Source organism: Viridibacillus sp. d25.2 (assembly GCF_055456015.2).
This window is the reverse complement of the sequence record NZ_CM196652.1, coordinates 2,507,507-2,526,006: the sequence shown is the minus strand read 5'-3', so window position 1 is coordinate 2,526,006 and position 18,500 is coordinate 2,507,507. Positions and strand designations below refer to the sequence as shown.

The following is an 18,500-nucleotide window of genomic DNA, read 5'->3' as shown; positions in this document are numbered from 1 at the left end:
TACTATGCATCATGAAAGCATTTGAAACGTATCATCCAATTGTCCTTTTCGCATATTTTGCATCTGTCATCGGTCTTTCCATGTTCTATATGCATCCAGTTTATTTACTCATTACTTGTACAGGTGCTATTACATTAAATCTATTGCTAAATAGAAAGTCATTTATTAGTGGCTTGAAATTTTTTGTTCCTATGTTTTTAATCGCTGCGATTATTAACCCTCTTATAAGTCATGACGGTGAAATCATTCTATTTTACATAGATTATAACGCTATCACTTTAGAGGCTATTGTTTATGGATTCGCTATGTCCGTTATGATTTGTTCAGTTATTTTTTGGTTTGGTTGTTATAACGTTGTCATGACATCAGATAAATTTCTTTATTTATTCGGTAAAATTTCACCTGCATTATCACTTGTAATTTCATTGACATTACGTCTTGTCCCGCGCTTTAAACATCAAATCAGTGTCATTTCCCATGCACAAAAGACAATTGGTATGGACATTTCTACCGGTAATCCTTGGCAAAGAGTAAAAAGTGGGATTCGTATTATCTCCATTCTTATAACATGGGCACTTGAAAATGCGATTGAGACAGCTGATTCGATGAAAGCACGTGGCTATGGCTTGAAAAATCGCTCAACTTTTTCCCTATTTGTTTTTGAAAAGAGAGATGGAGTTTTACTAGGTATTATACTTACTCTTTTAATAACAAATATTCTTGGAAGTTACTTTGGTGTGACGACTTATTATTTTTATCCAACATTTACTGAATTAACTGTAACACCAATTAGCTTAGGGCTATATATTTCTTATAGTATTTTACTAGTTATACCTATAGTGATTGAAATTCGGGAGGCAATTAAATGGCGCTCATTGAAATACAACATGTAAATTTCCAATATCCAGACAAACAAGAGCGAGTATTAGATGATATCAATTTAACAATTGAAGAAGGAGAATTTGCTGTTCTTTGTGGTACATCTGGTTGCGGTAAAAGTACGTTATTGAAACAATTAAAAAGAGAGATAGCTCCTCATGGAGATAAATCAGGGACTATCCTTTACGCGGGTACAGCATTGACTGATTTACCAGATCGCGTGGCCGCTTCTGAGATTGGTTTTGTTATGCAAAATCCAGAGAATCAGATTGTCACAGATAAAGTTTGGCATGAGTTGTCTTTTGGACTTGAAAACTTAGGGTTAGATACCATGACCATTCGACGCAGAGTGGCTGAAATGGCGAATTTTTTTGGTATTCAGCAATGGTTTAGAAAAAGTACGATGGAGTTATCTGGTGGCCAGAAGCAGCTGTTAAATTTAGCGGCGATTATGGCGATGCAACCAAAATTACTTATTTTGGATGAACCGACCTCGCAGCTCGATCCAATTGCAGCAACTGAATTTATCGGTACTTTGCAAAAGTTAAATAAAGAGCTTGGTTTAACAATTATTCTTGTAGAACATCGATTGGAAGAAGTTTTCCCAATAGCAGATCGTGTAGTCGTTATGGAAAAAGGGCGTATTATTTGTAACGATGAGCCACAGCTCGTCGCGCAACAATTAAGAGCATTTGATTCCTCTCATCCAATGATGCTTGGTTTACCTACACCAGTACGTATTAACAATGCATTGCAAATCAATGACGATGTTCCATTAACTATTCGAGATGGGCGAAAGTGGTTAACAAAACACTTTACTAACGATCTACGTACTTTAGAAAGAAAAATAGATCCAGACAAGCAAACTGATGACATTGTGTTAGAAGTAAAAGAAGCTTGGTTTCGTTATGAAAAGAATTCACAAGATGTATTAAGAGGATTCTCTATACAAGTACATGCAGGGGAGATAATTAGTATTCTTGGCGGTAACGGTACTGGAAAAACAACAGCTCTAGGTGTGATGTCAGGACTATATAAAGCATATCGAGGAAAAGTCTTCATAAATGGTAAATCAATTAAAAAGTTTTCGAGTGGTGAATTATATCGTAATAATCTAGCTGTCTTACCACAAGACCCTTTAACTCTACTAGTTGAAAAGAAAGTACACCTGGAATTTGATAGCATTATTGATGTGTTAGACATTTCTAAAGAGGTAGCAAAAGAACAACTAAATGAAATCATTACAACGCTTAATATCGGACATTTGTTAGACAGTCATCCATATGATTTGAGCGGGGGAGAACAACAAAAAGTTGCTTTAGCTAAAGTATTGTTACTGAACCCTAAAATAATCTTGCTAGACGAGCCTACAAAGGGCATTGATGCATATTCCAAGGAAATCTTCGCCGATGTACTACAAGCTCTTAAAAAGCGTCGTGTGGCCGTTGTAATGGTAACTCATGATATTGAGTTTTCAGCTCAGTATACTGACCGTTGTGCGATGTTCTTTGATGGTAATATCGTTTCAGAAGATGAGCCCAATCTGTTTTATAGTGGGAATAACTTTTATACAACTGCAGCTCATCGAATGTCGCGTCATTTATTTGATTTTGCAGTAACAAGTGAGGACGTGATTTCGTTATGCAAGCACAATCAACAGTTAAAACAAACAACTATTCCCTTAAACGTTTAATCTTTTCGAGCATCATCGTTTTCGTTATTATCCCAATTATTATGCTCATTGGGGTGACTATGTTCAATGATCGTAAATACAATCTTATATCTATGATTATCGTCTTATTAGCTTGTGTCCCATTCTTTGTTTCATTTGAAAGAAGAAAACCGCAAGCGCGAGAGATTTTAACTATTGCTGTTATGTCAGCCATCTCTGTTGCAGGACGTGCAGCATTCATTTGGATCCCGGCTTTCAAACCAGTGACTGCTATCACCGCCATTACAGGTTTTGCATTCGGTGCAGAAGCAGGGTTCCTTACAGGAGCAACGTCTGCCATTGCATCGAACATCTTCTTCGGACAAGGTCCATGGACACCATTCCAAATGTTTACTTGGGGTATCCTAGGTTTTATTGCTGGTCTGTTGGGACAACGAGGTTGGATGAAAAGTAAAATTGCACTTATTATTTATGGGGTCTTTGCAGGGGTTATGTATTCCTTTTGTATGGACATTTGGACGGTCATTTCATATGATGGATTATTTTCATGGAAAAGGTATTTGATCGCCATGTCAACAGCCATTCCGTTTACGATTGTATATGTAATATCTAATGTTGTATTTTTACTCGTATTAGCCAAACCAATAGGCGAAAAATTAGAACGAATTAAAGTGAAGTATGGCATGTTAAATAACTAGAGTTGTAAAAGAACTGTTTTGAAAGTCGTCAAATGAGACTTTTATACAGTTCTTTTTTATTTAATTCTGTTAATATTCGGTAAAAAGGAATTAACGTTTTATAAGGGGTCCTGACGTCAAAACGCAGACATTATACGCTAAGACATTTTTTGAGAGGTAAGACCCTAATTTCCTTACGCTAAGCAGGAAATCAGGGTCTTTTTATGTTCTTAAAGGACGGAACGAATGATAATTGCTGACAGTAAAGTTGTACTCACCTAGAAAATTAATATGCTCCCAACCAAGAGGTGAGATATGAGGAAGCAACTCTTCTCGATGTTTGCCAATCTTCTTCATATGTTCAATAGCTTGAGATAGATACACAGTATTCCAGATACTTATTACATTGATAATTAGATTTAATGCACTGGCGCGCTGTAATTGGTCTTGTAGTGCCCGTTCTCGAAGTTCATCGTGTTTCCCGAAAAAAATTGCGCGTGCTAATGCATTCATAGCTTCTCCTTTATTCAACCCCCTTTGAATCCGCCGGCGTAAAGTTTCGCTAGAAATATAGTCTAGGATAAACAGTGTTTTTTCAATGCGTCCCATCTCTCTTAGTGCTGTTGCAAGACTGTTTTGCCGGGAGTAAGAGCCCATTTTGCTCATGACAAGGGAAGCTGATGATGTTCCTTCGCGAATGGAATGTGCCAATCGAAGGACATCGTCATAATTGTCTCAAATGACTTTTGTAGGGATTCGACCGAGATACATGTAATTTCGGGTCATATCCTGTATTTTATTCCCAATAACCATATTTTATTGTAACAAAAAGGTTTGAAATCAATAATGTTATGAATTATTTTTGATATAGTATTTTGTTACAGCCAGTTCAACAGTTAGGAAGTTTCATATTTTTAAATACAAAACGTAACAAAAATGAACGTTTATGTTACAAATATCTCCGAAAAATAACGTCTGGGAAAAGATGTATCGCTATGACCAGTTTCGGTTGATGAAGATATGCTATTGTCCCATATATCCAGTTATATATATTCAAGTGGCTTTTTTCACAAAAGAATTATAAAAAACTCTATCTATAGATAGAGGGTATTCAAAAAAATCATCTTTCAGATAGAGGTTCTAAAATAGTAGGGATGTTACAATCCTCCAGTAAGTAAGCAAATAAACAAGAAATTTATACTTTATGGGGGTTTTAATTTTGAATACTCAAGCTTGGATAATGATTGGTGCATTTTTAACAATTGTATTATTAACACAAATCGGAAGAAAAGTATTTACAACCACAAAGGCTGTATTGCCATTTATTCTTTGTGGTATAAGTGTTTATTTATTCGTCGAGGAAATACCTACCTCAGGTTCAAATATGACCGCACTCATAATCATGACAATGGTCGGCATGATCATGGGAGGGCTAATGCTTTTTACAGTGAAAGTAGAATATGGTTCTGACAATAAAGCGTACGTAACTGCTGGTATTCCTTATTTATGTTTATGGATTATTGGACTTGGATGGCGTGTCGTATTAGCTTATGTAGCGACAGACTGGTATCCACAACAATTTATAGATTTCATGGTATCGAATCACTTGGATTTTAATGTTATAGCCCCTGCTTTCGTATTTTTTACAATTGCGATGGTAGTTATTCGTACTATTGGAATTGTGATTAGGATACAAAGATATAGAAAAAATCTACAAGCAAATTAAAGAAATAGGTTAAGAAAAACAACTTCTTTTGTATAATGAAGTAGGTAAAACAAACACACTATAATAACTACTTCATTATTCTTTTAATTTCAGATTTTAGATATATGCATTAAAAGAATTTAACTCAACTATGAACTATTATAATTGGGAGTTGTAAATTTCCAGCCTTTAAATCAAGAAATGGATATTCATCTATAGCCAAGTAATATAGAAACTAAACAGTAGGTTGCGAGGGAATAAGTACATGGAAAAAGTATTTTTAAAAATAATTGATAGTCATGCAGGAAATGCGATAGGAAGCATCTTAATATGCGTATTTTTTTATAAAGGTTTCGCACCTCATGGTACCTTTGCAATATGGGTTTGTAGCGTTTTTGTAACAATTTATCTATGGATGTTGTATTCACCAAAATCTTGGTGGAATGCAGGGAAGTACGCTTTATTTACGACTATATTAATAAGCATATCATGTGGATTATATTTTTCTCATCCGAATTTTCCAAATTATGAGTTATGGCCACTCATAGTTTTTCTGGCCGCTGCAGAACCAAAATGGACACGAGTAACGACAATTTTAGCTGCTATAACGGGGATAGTTATTATTCTATTTATACATTCGAATACGTTTCCTTATCAAGAAACATTAATTATTATCGGCCTCTATGTCTCGATCCGAAGTACATCCAAGCTAAGAGACGCATATCAAAAAAATCAAAAACAACTAAAAGAATTAGACGAAGCACATGCTGAACTACAAGAAACAACGGTACTTTCTATGCAATATGCAGCTTTTACGGAAAGAACAAAATTAGCAAGAGAGATTCATGATGGACTTGGACATCAAATGACGTCACTTATTATTCAATTACAGGCTCTTAAGATTGTGTTAAGGAAAAATCCTGCTTCTGCCCAAGATCATGTTGAAGAACTTTTAAAGGTGGCACGAAAAGGAATGAAAGAAATCCGCGTTGCTGTTAGAGAATGGACAAGTGATGAAAAAGATCTCGGGCTTACTTCATTAAAAGGATTGATTTCACAGGTTCAAGCAAATTCTTTATTACAAATTGAGTTCATTCAAGATGGAAATATAACGGAGTGGACGATGGAGGAAAGTACAATTCTTTACCGGATCTTACAAGAGTCTTTAACAAACGTCTTACGACATTCTTATGCAGATTCTGTCGTTGTAAACGTAACAGAAATAGACGGAGTAGTAAAACTTGCAATTGATGATAATGGTATATATACAGGGGATAAGCCATTAGAATATGGATTTGGCCTCAGTGGTATGATAAAACGCTGTCAATCAGTTGGAGGCAAGTGTTCCTTCTCTTTAAATAAGCCAAAAGGACTTCGAGTTGAAGCCACTATTCCAATTCAGAAAAATGGAGGAGAAGTATGACGGAAAAGATTCGTATTGTGCTAGCTGATGATGAACCATTTGTTCGAAAAGGCCTATGCTATATTATTGAAATGCAAGATGATATGGAGATAGTTGGGGAATGTAAAGACGGGAAGGAAGCAATTAAAGTCGCCTTAGAAACTGCACCAGATATGGTAATTATGGACATTCAAATGCCTGACTTATCAGGCATTATGGCTACTAAAAACATTATGAGTATATTACCAAACACAAAGGTTGTCCTATTAACAACATTTGATGTACAACAATATGTCTTAGATGGTATTCGAGCTGGTGCAGTGGGTTATATATTAAAAGATACTGAAACGGAGGAAATGTTAGATAGTATTCGATCTATGAATAGAGGGGCAATGATTTATAATAGCACGACAGCAAATCAAGCTTTCACACAATTTATAAAGAAAGATAATGATTATAATTTGGCTGGCGAAGAACTTGAATATACGGAAACTCTAACTAAGCGGGAGATTGATGTTTTACAATTATTAGCTTATGGAAAACAAAACCATGAAATAGCTAAAATTCTTTTTGTTTCTGAAGGAACAGTCAAAACTCATATCCACAATATTCTTCAAAAATTAGATGTAACGGATCGTACACAAGCAGCTGTAATGGCAATTCGAAAGAAAATTGTAAAATGATATTTGCTTTACGTGGTAAAAATAAGAATTTTCAATTAATCTAGTGTCCTTTTAATTGAAATTGAACAAAATATAATAAAAAGAAAGAGAGTATAACATGGATAATGCTACTGGTCTTATTATTTTAATTCTTATAATTCTCATTCAACTAAAAGAAAGGGAACTAAAAGTTCAACGAATGTGGATTGCTCCTGTATTGATCGCATACTATACATTTACTCATGTACTTAACGATCTCACATTAATAAAAACAGGTCTATTTGTAGTATTACTTGCTCTTGGAGGAATTGTAGGAGCTGTGCGTGGTTCTACAACTATAATACGAATCGATAAAAATAATGGGAAGGTTTATGCTAAAAATTCTTATATCGCCTTAGGTATATGGATTGTTGTATTTATTTTACGTTTTATTGTAACGTATATTTTTAAAGGTTCAAGTCAGTATGAGCTAGGTTTAGTAACGAATGGTATTTTTTGCTTTATTGCGGCGAGTGCGTGTATAAAAAGAGTGATTCTATACTTAAAAGCAAAAAGTTTGATGCATTCAAAACGTTAAGTATTGTTAAGGGTAATTTTTGTAGTGTAGCAAATTTCAGTGTTTTTCTAACACCAACACATTGCTATCAAGCTAAGAAAGGCAAATACCCCAGAACGAAAATTTTGTGCATTTTGCTCGTATTTATTGTTTTTAATTATAGAACAGATGAAGGTAGTATATTTTGGGTAGATAAAAATGAGTTATCGACACTTAATCTTGCAGAAGGAATGAGGGAAAGATTACCAATGTTTTTAGATAAAAAGCATTCAGAAGGATTTGGTATTTGGAATGAACATACCACCGGTCGATTAAAATGGCAATAAAATTTAACAGGAAATAGAAGTTAATGAGTGCTTTAGTGAAACAAGCCAATCTAAAAAAGTCGGATTCTTAGCGTACGGGAATTCGACTTTTTTATGTTTAGATTTGCTTAGCGTATAATATCCTCGTTTTGACGTCAGGACCCCTATAATATAGTTAAGAATATTTGTTTGGAGTGATTGGATCTGTTTTTTCGCATTTTGTTGGGACCCCCATCTAGAAATAGATGCTTTAGTAATCTCTAGTTCATAAAAAAGATTACTTATTTTTCGTCCTTCTCCAATCACTAGTTTAACGACATAATCCCCATATTCTTGTATATTATGTTTTATTACTGTGAACACGTCCTGAAAATATATTTGAATTATTCGCTGTATCCTCATTTTCGCGTGACAAATTTTGATACTATCTTTATTTTATTGCAATAATTGAATTTTTTTCACCAGTATCCAAAAAACTCCACATTAACTCCATATCAACTCCAGATAATTGATATATTATGAATATGTACCAAAAAAAAGGAGGAAGAAAACTATGAAAATGAACTGTAAATTAATAACGGCAACCGCTCTTGCAGCAACGATAGCTACAGGTGCATCAGCTGCATTACCTACTACATCGGTATTTGCTGCAGAAAAAGAAACTTCTATCCAACAAAAAGAATCACAAAGTAGTATTCAACCGTTTGCACAGAGTACTTTGGAAACAGCCGTTCAGGCTGCTTTACATGGTCCAGAAGTCAAAAAAATAAAAGTATTTGAGCATGAATTTAACGTAAAACCAATACAAGTAGTAAATCTAGGGGCAGGGAAGAAATATATTAAAGGACAAATTTCTCATCATTTAAGTTTCCGCCCAGATGATCAATTCTATTATGAGTTCACAGTGAAAGATGGAGAAGTAATAGGTAAGCCTGAATATTATATTGATAGAGGTGGTTTGACACCATTTGTTGCTCCACTTTTATCAATAATTGCTGCGTATAATGGGATTCCTGTTAATCCAAATGATTTAAATGCACTTGGTCAGCAGATTGGAAAAGTTATAGATGGAAGCTGGGAACATGCAGCACAATCTATTGCCACTGTAGTTAGTTTAAGTTTTAATGAGAAATAGGTGTGCGTAAACAATATACTCTATTATGAATATGAACAAAAAAAGGGAGGAAGAAAACTATGAAAATGAAATATAAAATAATAACGGCAACTGCTCTTGCAGCAACGTTAGCTACAGGTGCATCAAGTGCAGTACATACTACATCGGTGTTTGCTGCAGAAAAAGAAGCTCCTATCCAACAAAAAGAATCACAAATTAGTATTCAGCCGTTTGCACAGAATACTTTGGAAACAGCCGTTCAAGCTGCTTTACATGGTCCAGAAGTCAAAAAAATAAAAGTATTTGAGCATGAATTTAACGTAAAACCAATACAAGTAGTAAATCTAGGGGCAGGGAAGAAATATATTAAAGGACAAATTTCTCATCATTTAAGTTTCCGCCCAGATGATCAATTCTATTATGAGTTCACAGTGAAAGATGGAGAGGTAATAGGTAAACCTGAGTATTATATTGATAGAGGTGGTTTTACACCATTTGCGGCTCCACTTTTATCAATTATTGCTGCGTATAATGGGATTCCCATTAATCCAAATGATTTAACCGCACTTGGTCAACAGATTGGAAAAGTTATAGACGGAAGCTGGGAACATGCAGCACAATCTATTGCCACTGTAGTTAGTTTAAGTTTTAATGAGAAGTAGGTACATCGGATAAACAGAGGTCTTGTTTAAGACTTCTGTTTTCTTTGTGAACTGGAAACCACGTTCTTTCAGAGACTTCGATAGCTTAAAGGAAACAATTCAAAATACTATCTTGTTTTAATTGTTTTTCTTTAAATTTAAAAACCTTTTTACAAATCGAAAACCCTATTGTATCTATAAAATATTTTAAAAATTAAATCTTTTTAAGTAACATAGTTCATTATTTCTGGAATAGAAGTGATGTAGTATAAAAAATAGGAGAGATATAATGAAGAAAATAAAAATAAAAAAAATCTTAAAAGGTGGAATCCTTACTTGTTTTACACTAGCAAGTTTATGCACGACTTCTAAAGTATTTGCTGATAGCCATCCAGGTTATTCCTATGAATCCGATATAGGTTATCAAAATCCAACATGGATGTCAAAATTAGAAGATACAAAAAAAATAAGCGAGTTATCTATTCCAGGGACTCATGGTTCAATGGCTTTACATGGAGCAAGTTTTATTGATGAAAATTTAACAAGAAATCAGACAATGACCTTATCTCAACAATTCAATGCGGGAATACGTTATGTAGACATGCGTGTTAAACGTGTAAAAGATTCTTTTGCGATGCACCATGGAATCGTAAATCAAAAAGCAATGTTTGAGGATGTATTAAAAGAGACAATTCAATTTTTAAGAGATAATCCTAAAGAAACGATTTTAATGCGCTTAAAAGAAGAAACTGACCCTGAAATTGGCTCACTATCATTCGAGGAAATATTTAAAAATTATAAAGACCGTAATGCTTCTTATTTTTGGGATTCAAATTCTGTACCATTATCAGAAAGACATAATCCTAAGTTAGGAGATATCCGAGGGAAAATTGTAATATTACAAAACTTTTCGGCATCTCAAGAATACGGTATTAATTATGAAAATTTGAATATCCAAGATAAGTTTGAAGTTGGCAGCGGACCAGACGGAATGTATGAAAAATGGAATGCGGTGAAAACCCATCTTCTAAATGCAAATAATAACTCTAAAAATGGTGTGATCTATCTCAACCATTTTAGTGGCACGGGTGGTGCAGCAGCATTATTGAATAATTTTTACCCATGGTTTGTTGCAAGCGGAAAAAATAGTAGGAATACTAATAGTAACCCACTGTTGATCCAAAAAAACCCAATAAATAGATGGGAGGATTTCCCTCGTGACATTAATGGACAAGTATTTTATGGCGGAATGAATACACTTGGGACTGAGATAATACAACAAGGTGGCATTAAGCATTCTGGTATCATTGCAGCAGATTTTCCTGGACCAGGTTTAATAGATAGTATTATTAGATTAAATGGTATATTCTCTAGTGAAAAAGAAATATTAATTTCCCAAATCTCCTCTGAACCAAAGCCATTATCTGGACAAAAAAATCGATCCAGTCAAAACTTTAATATTAATGATTTACCCATAGGAACAAAGGGATTAAAATGGATTATCGAACCTACAGAAAAAGATAATTCTTCTAATATTTCCTTCAATGTTATGGTCGATGTTACCCTAGGGGTGGATTCTGTTCGTTGGGAAAAAATTTCGAATGAATCTAGGACTGAAGCATATACAAATTCTAAATATTATATTGCAAACCCAAGTGGCGCGACTAACAAATTCACAGTGAAAATATACGCTATTACAAATTAAGATTTTATCGGAAACTTCTTGATAAGAGTTGCTATGTATGCCCATCAACTCAAGAGATTTGAATACCCTATGTACAAAAAAACAATTCTTTCTAAACAAGCTAGATTAGAAAAACAAAAGCCTAATTTTTCATTATAATACTGGAAAATTAGGCTTTTTTATATTTCGATTTCCAAACGTTGTAATACCGCATTTTCCTAACGTTACGCCATTAAGAAAAAGTAAGCAATTCTATCACTTTTTCTCTACCCACTGCACTAATAAGTAAAGGTATTCGTGGTCCACTACGTTCATTCATAACTAGCTGATAAATATTTCCAAATAAGTCTTTCTGATATTCGCGCATTCTTTTTTTGTCATCCTGGTGACAGATAGCGTATATTCTTGTCATTAAAGAATCGCCCATTAAATCAGGTTTACATGAGAGTAACTCAGTAAACTGCGTTAGTTTTTCTCTTTGACCTTCATCTAAACTATTGTAGTACAAAGTATTTTTCGCTTGATTGATGTTTACTAAGCGATCAGGGTTCCAATATTTAATCCAATGCGCTACTCTGTCGCTAATATTTTTTATCTCTTCAATTGTATAATCTTCGCCCGTTTGACTTAAAGAAGTTTGTAATAGAACTTCGTTAAATCCGATAAGCGAGAAAATACTTGCCACTTGGTTAAAACTAGGATGTATTGTTATTCTATTTGCTCTCAGTAAATCTAAGGAACTTACAACATCTTCAGCTTTTAAAACTCCTCGTGCATAAGAAGATTGATACCGATCAAACTCTGAATAATTACGCAATACGTCTTCATCTAGACCAATATTAAAAGCAGCATTAGGTTTGTATTTAGCGAACATAAATAGAATAAGCTCTGGTGTATAAACAAATAACAAATCATTCGGTGTAAGTACATCCCCAGAGGAGCTAGACATTTTTTTGTTAGTGCCTTTTAGCCCTATAAATTCATATGCGATATAATCAGGTGCTTCATAACCAAAGATTTTCTTAGCTATAACTTTGGACACATTATAACTTCCTGTAGCAGAGGAATGATCACGTCCCCCAGGCTCAAAAACAACATCCTCTACCATCCAACGCATCGCCCAATCTACTTTCCAGTTGAGCTTTATATTGTTGCTGTTTGATAACGTTTGGGATTCTTTGTTTCCACAATTACACTCATATACAAAACTTTCTAGGTCTCCATTAAATGAACTTATTGTGGTCGCATCCTTGTTACAAGCACTACAGTACAACGTAATAGGATAAAAGGCTTCGCGTTCTTCTTTTACAGGTTCACTGGATTTGTAACACATGAGTATGTCATAAATCTCTTTTCTCTTCTGCATGGCTATTCTTATATAAGGTAAATATCGGCCAGAGCGATATTCGAGATTTTGGTATATAAATTGAGGTCTGATATTAAATCCTTTTAATGATTGTTCAAACTCTTTTTCGAAATAATTAGCGTAAGTTCCTTCACCAAATGGGTTTGGAATATCTGAATAGGGCATTCCAACATAAGTCTCAAATGACGGTGATACATTTTGTGGAACTTTTCTTAATCTATCAAAATCATCCCATGAAAAAATAAATCTAGTTTTTTTCCCCATCCTTTCTAATGCTTTTACAACAAAAAAGGTTGTCACAATTTCGCGAAAATTACCAATGTGCACGGAACCTGAAGGGCTAATTCCTGAGGCACAAGTAAATACCTCTTTCTTTGGATACTTCTCTATTAATCCTTCTGCAATCTGAAATGCCCAATGCATAACTTCACCTCATTTTAATAGTTTTACTACTAGTAGAAAATAAAATGGAAAACAAAAAACTCTCACCTCCCAAGACGATTGTCTTGAGGGCGAGAGTTCGAATTCGCGGTACCACCTCAATTTGCTTATTGATCACTCAATAAGCCTTATCAGGTACGGCATTAAAGCGATACCTTATCCCTTTAACGGGGGAATCCGTCGTAGTATCCCTAAGTAAATCTCTACTTAGTTCCGTACGAAGCTCGGAGTTTTTGTTCAATAAGATTTCCTATCCCTTTTTTCACCAACCAAGGGTCTCTGTAATGTTCCTTCTTATTTACTCTTCTCTTCATCGCTCATCAATTATTGTTATTGATAATAGCAAATATTCTTTTCCATTTCAACCTAAATATATGGTTAAATTTAAAATGCTGGAAAAATTTTTGTATTCTCTTTTAATTCTTTTTCAACAATGGAGCAGGATTTTGATAGTGACTCTGTATAAGGTTAATCTACCCAATAGTTCAAGTTGAATACACTAGAAGATTTAAGTAAAATATTAAAATTAAACATACAAATATTTGTAAACTTAAGAACTAAAATTATATTAGATTTGTGAAAGTCTTTTAAGTAGAATAAAATATACATATTATTAAATTTTATGCTATAAAAATAAAGAAAGGGGGTCTCATAACAGTGCAGAAGCCTCTATGGAAAAATATTAGTATTTCATGTCTTGCTTTAACAGCTTTATGGACCTTATCTGATAACCATCAATCCGCTTACGCTGAAGAAAATACAATCAATGCGTTGATCTCATATAAAAATGAAGAAGGTAAGCAGAAAGTGTTAGGTGACGCGGAAGATGTCAATGAAGTACTGCACAATGTAGAAATGGTTGAGGCATCTTTAACAGAGCAACAATTGGCTGAATTGAAAAAAGACCCGAACATTGAATTCATTGATACAAAAGAAGCTCCAATGACTTTAGCTGATTTGGATATGCCAGTTGAACCGAAACTAGTACCTACTTGGAATCTTAGTTTAATAAATACTCCAGTAGCGTGGAGAAACGGTATTTTCGGCAATAAAATTAAGGTGGCGGTCATTGATACAGGAATAAACTTAATTGATGATTTACCGAATATTGCTGGCCGTATATCCTTTGTAAGGGATTTGCCAGAAACAGTTATAAAAGAATCAGACAATGTGGATCGCGGAGGCATAAGAGAAAATGGCCATGGTACATCAGTAGCTGCAGTCATTGGGGCCAAAGTTGGTGGGTATCTAAAAGACAATAAAACAAGTGACGTTATTGGTGTAGCACCAAATGTCCAACTTTATTCTTTGAAATATGCGGACGGTACAACGAGCGGTACTACAACTGAAATCGTCAAATCAATTGATTGGGCAATTGCAAACAAAATGGACATTATTAATATTTCATCTGGTTTATACATCGATGTACCTGCACTTAGAAATGCTGTTCAAAAAGCTTATAATGCAGGTATTCTGATTGTTGCTTCTGCAGGTAATGATGGCAATCATAGAAATGTTACATATCCAGCAAGGTATAGCCAAGTTATTGCTGTATCAGCAATTAGTGCTAAGCAAAAGATAAGTTATTTCTCTAATACAGGTTCATCTATGAATCTTACTGCTCCTGGAGAGGCTGTACCAACGGTTAATAAAGATGGTAAATTGATATATGCCAGTGGCACTTCCTATGCAGCCCCACATGTTACAGGCATTCTCGCTTTACTAAAACAGCAATATCCATTTTTATCAGCGAAAGAATTACGCGCTAAATTAGATGAAACGACAACGGCAATAGATCTTGGCATAGCAGGTGTAGATAATTTATATGGCAAAGGACTAGTTCAATACCCACAAGCTGAAGATTCCGTCATTGAAGATTTGGTTAATCCTCAAATAGAAAAAGTAACCGATCATTCAGCGACTGTCAGCTTTTCATTACCAAATGATATGAATTCCGAAAAGGTAGCTATTTATTTAGATGATAAACTTATAAAAACAACAACTTCAAGAAAATATTCAATCAAAAAATTACAGTCCTCAAAAGACTATAAAATTACTTTAAAAGTAGTGAGTCAGGATGGAAGAGCATCTAATGGCATTGATCTGCAAGTACACACGTTAAAAGATATTACGCCACCTGAAGAAGTGACAAAACTAGTAGCTTCATTAATTCAAATAAATGCGGTAACAGTTAATTGGAAAAAACCATCAACGGAAGACTTTAAACAGTCCAATATATATGTAAATAATAAAAAAGTTGGATCGACGAAAGATTCTACATATACCATACGTCATTTGAACCCTAATCAAACGTATAAAATTGAAGTGAAGACAGAAGACGAGGCTAAGAATATTTCGCAAGGGATAGCACTTACTATTCCAACACCTGCCAAGAAAGTCTTACACTCACCTTCTGTGAAAAAAGTATCTGATCGGACAACTAATATTAGTGGCACTGCCGAAGCAAATACTACCTTTTTAATTTATAAAGGCAACAAAAAAATAGCTCAAGCTTCAGTCCAATCAAATGGTAGCTATATTGCTGCAATTAAAAAGCAAGTAGCCCATAGCAAACTATCCGTCTATATTACAGATAAACAAGGGAATACCAGCCAAGTAAAAAGATTGACAGTAATAGATAAAACGGCACCAACTAAGCCAAAAGTCAATAAAGTAACTAGTAATTCGACAATCATAACTGGTACTGCTGAACCGTATGCAACGATTCGAATGCTTAATGGAAAAATCATAATAGCGAAAACCGAAGTAAATTCTTCTGGTAAATTTACTTTGAAAGTTAAGAAGTTGAAGAAAAATTCAACTATTTCTTTTTATGCTATAGATCAAGCGAATAATCAAAGTAAAAGTACTTTAGTTAAAGTCCAACCATAGTAAACTGTACCTCTATATGGGTCTCTTTTACTCTTAATCAGCTTTTTTAAGTGGTCAAAAATGAAAGAGTAGGGGAGTAAATATAGGGGTACATTTTTTGTTGAATATATGGACTAGCGAGGTTTATAATAAATGTAAATAAAACAATTAAATGGAAGGTGACGTATATGAAGGAAAAGACATTTCAACAAACGGTTGGCTTTAGTATTAAAGACACAGTAGCACTATATTGGCTATACAAAACACAACAAACGGAATGTTATTCTGTAGAAATACATAAAACCTTTCAAAGTGACTTCCCTGGACGTCCTGTTGGCTATGAATATGTCGCACGTATTGCTAAACAACTAGACGCAGAAGGGGCTTTAAAAGTGAGGCAAGAACAAAAAAGGCTATTCTATCATGCTACTGAACTAGGTATTGAACGATTGCGTAGATACGAAAAACTCTATTTCCAGCAATTCCATGAAATCGTACTCATTTTGGATCGTTTTTATTATGCCTTAACAAAAAACGGGGAAAAACCAGCAGCACCTAACCATCCGCTTCCTGAAGAATTTCGTGCTTATTTTTCGAAACTTATATCAGTAAAGGATATCGTACGCTATTTGGCACTTAAACTAAGTCAAACAAGATCCTCCTTTTATATGGCAGAAGTAGGTCAACAACTAGAAGATGTGTTTGGTTGGACTCCTTCAAACGGTTATTTATATCAAATCGCACGTGAAATGGAAGAAACGGATTTGCTCATTGGTTATTGGCCAGATGAAAGACGAACTGTACGGAAATTAAAAGGAACAGATGTTGGGACGGCATTTTATGATGTCATTGCTAAATCTTTAGAAGAGCGAATAACAACTACAAGGCATTATTTACATTATATATTGGCATTTTTTACTGCGAAATCGTAGCATTCAAATCATATTTACAAAGAAAACCTAATTTCGGATTACAATACCGAAATTAGGTTTTTATTACGTCATTTTATCATTTGGTAGCGGTTTAAAAAACTTTAATACTATGAGACATTATAAGGTTTTCTCATCTTAATGCAAAAAAACTGGGAGCACTTACTCCCAGATCAAATTTTCTATATATTAATCAATATATTTGTTCACAAATCCCCATACTGTATTCCAATACTTCTCTGGATCTACTTTTTCAGCTTCACCATGACCTGCACCTGGAATAATTAATTTTTCTTTTTCAACATTTGCCGCATTATAAACTTCATCTAGCATTTCATAAGGGACAAATGTATCTTTATCGCCATGGATAAATAACATAGGTGTTTTACTCTTCGCCACTTGTTTGACGGCAGAGGCTTCAGTTAAATCGTATCCTGCCCGAAATTTCGTTACGGTGTTAGCTGCGTTCATAGCAGGGAACTTTGGTAAATTAAACAAGTCATCAAGCTGATATGTAAATACATCCATAACAGATGAATAACCACAATCTTCAACAATTACTTTGACATTTGAAGGTAATTTCTCGCCAGAGGTCATCATGACAGTGGCTCCACCCATAGAAACTCCGAATAAGACGATTTCAGCTTTTGGATCTTTATCAGTAATTGTCTTGATCCATAAAAGCATGTCTTTTCGATCATCCCAACCCATTCCGATGTAATCGCCTTCGCTTTCTCCATGTCCGCGAAGATCAGGTGCTAACACATTGTATCCTTTTTCATAAAAATTGCGGATCCAGCGAACCATTAGAGTGTTATTCGAAGTATACCCATGATCGACAATGACCCATTTATGATCCGAATTGTTGTTTTCATACAAATGACCCTTTAATGTTAATTTATCTGAAGAAACAATACTTGATGTAATAGGAGGATGTTTTTTCGAAAAGGCAACATCCGCTAATTCACTTGTTTTTGCTACTTCGGCTGATACAGCTTTCGATTGAGCTAAATGAGGATTACCGGTTAAAAATTCTTTTTCCGTATTTGCATTTAATGCGAAATTGTAAAAATAATTACCGACTAAGCCGTAAGCAATGATTAATATGACGATAATTACTGATGAAATGATACTGAATTTTTTCATAAGACACTTCCTTAATACTAAACTATTAAAATTTTATAGTTCAAAGTATAGCATATGTTGGTATTTGAAATAGTTTTATCACTATTGTATTTTATAAGGTGTCATTAAGTTATTTTATTGCCACGAGAGATCAGTCTAAATTTAATGATTGAATTTTAAGACACTTCTATTTATAATAAATGCAAGTAACATTTTTACACACAATTGTATAACAGAACTCGTAGATAAGGATTAGTACATAAGGAATGCGCGGATAGAGAGTCGGACTTGGTGGAAACCGATACGTAGCTACTAATGGAATGGACCTTTGAGTGACTGCTTGAAAGTTGAGTATGGCAGTTCGATTAGCGAATCGTTATATCGCTTATAGTGGTAGCGTTTTTTGCTGCAATTGAGGTGGTACCGCGGAATTTCCGCCCTCCATAGAGAATAGTCTCTATGGAGGGCTTT

15 protein-coding genes, 1 pseudogene and 2 other annotated features are annotated in these 18,500 nt (G+C 34.4%); of the genes and pseudogenes, 13 read left to right on the top strand and 3 right to left on the bottom strand.

Translation table 11 applies throughout. The features are described from left to right. Nucleotides 1-11: 11 nt before the first annotated feature. From ACZLO7_RS12650 to ACZLO7_RS12640, 3 genes are read left to right on the top strand one after another with little or no spacing between them, the layout of a single operon-like run. Nucleotides 12-893, top strand: coding sequence for an energy-coupling factor transporter transmembrane component T (locus tag ACZLO7_RS12650; protein ID WP_464937677.1), 882 nt, complete (start codon nucleotides 12-14; stop codon nucleotides 891-893). Further along, nucleotides 866-2,572, top strand: a complete 1,707-nt coding sequence (locus ACZLO7_RS12645) for an ABC transporter ATP-binding protein (protein WP_464937678.1) — start codon at nucleotides 866-868, stop codon at nucleotides 2,570-2,572. The genes ACZLO7_RS12650 and ACZLO7_RS12645 overlap by 28 nt, the downstream gene beginning before the upstream one ends. Further along, the gene (locus tag ACZLO7_RS12640; RefSeq protein ID WP_464937679.1) at nucleotides 2,521-3,249 is read left to right on the top strand and encodes an ECF transporter S component; all 729 of its coding nucleotides are present in this window, start codon (nucleotides 2,521-2,523) and stop codon (nucleotides 3,247-3,249) included. Before ACZLO7_RS12645 ends, ACZLO7_RS12640 begins: the two co-directional genes overlap by 52 nt. Nucleotides 3,250-3,450: 201 nt before the next feature. On the opposite strand, the pseudogene ACZLO7_RS12635 reads toward ACZLO7_RS12640, so the two are convergent. After that, a pseudogene (locus ACZLO7_RS12635) lies at nucleotides 3,451-3,963 on the bottom strand (Tn3 family transposase); the annotation flags it as partial. A gap of 484 nt (nucleotides 3,964-4,447) precedes the next feature. On the opposite strand from ACZLO7_RS12635, the gene ACZLO7_RS12630 reads away from it, so the two are divergent. The 8 genes from ACZLO7_RS12630 to ACZLO7_RS12595 all read left to right on the top strand — a co-directional run bounded on the left by ACZLO7_RS12630 (nucleotide 4,448) and on the right by ACZLO7_RS12595 (nucleotide 11,318). Further along, nucleotides 4,448-4,954, top strand: coding sequence for a hypothetical protein (locus ACZLO7_RS12630; RefSeq protein ID WP_464937681.1), 507 nt, complete (start codon nucleotides 4,448-4,450; stop codon nucleotides 4,952-4,954). A 244-nt stretch (nucleotides 4,955-5,198) separates the two neighbouring features. Further along, nucleotides 5,199-6,356 (top strand): sensor histidine kinase, encoded by a 1,158-nt coding sequence (locus ACZLO7_RS12625; protein WP_464937682.1) that lies wholly within the window; start codon nucleotides 5,199-5,201, stop codon nucleotides 6,354-6,356. Then, a complete protein-coding gene (locus tag ACZLO7_RS12620) occupies nucleotides 6,353-7,018 on the top strand; it encodes a response regulator (RefSeq protein WP_464937683.1) in 666 nt (221 codons plus the stop codon). Before ACZLO7_RS12625 ends, ACZLO7_RS12620 begins: the two co-directional genes overlap by 4 nt. Nucleotides 7,019-7,115: 97 nt before the next feature. Further along, complete coding sequence (locus ACZLO7_RS12615) at nucleotides 7,116-7,574, top strand: CcdC protein domain-containing protein (RefSeq protein ID WP_464937684.1); 459 nt, start codon at nucleotides 7,116-7,118, stop codon at nucleotides 7,572-7,574. Further along, complete coding sequence (locus ACZLO7_RS12610) at nucleotides 7,514-7,879, top strand: NUDIX hydrolase (protein WP_511261337.1); 366 nt, start codon at nucleotides 7,514-7,516, stop codon at nucleotides 7,877-7,879. Before ACZLO7_RS12615 ends, ACZLO7_RS12610 begins: the two co-directional genes overlap by 61 nt. A gap of 532 nt (nucleotides 7,880-8,411) precedes the next feature. Further along, entirely contained in the window at nucleotides 8,412-8,993 is a 582-nt protein-coding gene (locus ACZLO7_RS12605) for a methyltransferase (RefSeq protein WP_427750906.1), read from the top strand. 59 nt (nucleotides 8,994-9,052) lie between these two features. After that, on the top strand, nucleotides 9,053-9,634 hold the full coding sequence (locus tag ACZLO7_RS12600) for a methyltransferase (RefSeq protein WP_464937686.1): 582 nt from the start codon (nucleotides 9,053-9,055) through the stop codon (nucleotides 9,632-9,634). A 268-nt stretch (nucleotides 9,635-9,902) separates the two neighbouring features. After that, nucleotides 9,903-11,318, top strand: coding sequence for a phosphatidylinositol-specific phospholipase C (locus ACZLO7_RS12595; protein WP_464937687.1), 1,416 nt, complete (start codon nucleotides 9,903-9,905; stop codon nucleotides 11,316-11,318). 211 nt (nucleotides 11,319-11,529) lie between these two features. Here ACZLO7_RS12595 and lysS read toward each other — a convergent pair whose 3' ends face one another. Then, on the bottom strand, nucleotides 11,530-13,086 hold the full coding sequence (gene lysS / locus ACZLO7_RS12590) for a lysine--tRNA ligase (RefSeq protein ID WP_464937688.1): 1,557 nt from the start codon (nucleotides 13,084-13,086) through the stop codon (nucleotides 11,530-11,532). 82 nt (nucleotides 13,087-13,168) lie between these two features. Then, nucleotides 13,169-13,427, bottom strand: a binding site (T-box leader). A gap of 334 nt (nucleotides 13,428-13,761) precedes the next feature. Here lysS and ACZLO7_RS12585 point away from each other — a divergent pair. Together ACZLO7_RS12585 and ACZLO7_RS12580 are read left to right on the top strand one after the other, a co-directional pair. Further along, nucleotides 13,762-15,996 (top strand): S8 family serine peptidase, encoded by a 2,235-nt coding sequence (locus ACZLO7_RS12585; protein WP_464937689.1) that lies wholly within the window; start codon nucleotides 13,762-13,764, stop codon nucleotides 15,994-15,996. A gap of 167 nt (nucleotides 15,997-16,163) precedes the next feature. Then, nucleotides 16,164-16,907 (top strand): hypothetical protein, encoded by a 744-nt coding sequence (locus ACZLO7_RS12580; protein WP_464937690.1) that lies wholly within the window; start codon nucleotides 16,164-16,166, stop codon nucleotides 16,905-16,907. A 186-nt stretch (nucleotides 16,908-17,093) separates the two neighbouring features. Here the strand turns inward: ACZLO7_RS12580 and ACZLO7_RS12575 are convergent, their stop codons facing one another. After that, entirely contained in the window at nucleotides 17,094-18,050 is a 957-nt protein-coding gene (locus ACZLO7_RS12575; RefSeq protein WP_464937691.1) for an alpha/beta hydrolase, read from the bottom strand. 212 nt (nucleotides 18,051-18,262) lie between these two features. Continuing rightward, nucleotides 18,263-18,474, top strand: a binding site (T-box leader). Nucleotides 18,475-18,500 lie beyond the last annotated feature (26 nt).